Raw genomic sequence first — 640 nt, forward strand, 5'->3', positions numbered from 1 at the left:
TGTTCAGTCCCGGCATTTGGTGGATCGGATTTAGGATGAATCGATCTGGCTCTGAAGTCCAGATCTTGCAGATGTATTCGTAAGGCGTCAGCCCGCTGAGGGTCTTGAGCCTGCGGGCGAAGTTGTAGGCTGCCATGAAGTCGGCAAGGTGTGTTCGCAACTGGTCGTGATTTTCGTAGTGGAAGCGTTTGACCGTCGCCTCCTTGATGGTGCGGTTCATTCGTTCGACCTGGCCATTGGTCCACGGATGGTTCGGCTTAGTGAGCCGATGTTCGATCYCATTTGCCTCACAGATCATGTCGAACCGCATCTGCCGTGAATATGCTGTGTTCCGGTTGCGGGGCTGCTCGGCGAACTGGATGCCGTTGTCAGTGAGGATCGTGTGGATGCGATAGGGGACGGTATTGAGCAGGTGTTCGAGGAACTCCCATGCGGTCTTACGATCTGCCTTGTCCACGAGTTGGGTGACTGCGAATTTGCTGGTTCGGTCAATACCCACGAAGAGGTAGAGCTTGCCCTCCGCCGTCTGAACCTCGGCGATGTCGATATGAAAGAAGCCGATAGGGTATCGCTTGAACCGCTGCCGCTTTGGCTTGTCGCCCTCGACGTCCGGCAGGCGCGAGATGCCATTCCGTTGCAG

General features: G+C 56.0%; 1 protein-coding gene. It reads right to left on the bottom strand.

Going from position 1 to position 640, the window contains the following annotated elements:
• The coding region (locus tag FEV53_RS20575; RefSeq protein WP_142836438.1) for an integrase core domain-containing protein at positions 1-640 on the bottom strand (640 nt) is incomplete at both ends.

The organism is Palleronia caenipelagi, assembly GCF_007004065.1.
Taxonomy (GTDB): domain Bacteria; phylum Pseudomonadota; class Alphaproteobacteria; order Rhodobacterales; family Rhodobacteraceae; genus Palleronia; species Palleronia caenipelagi.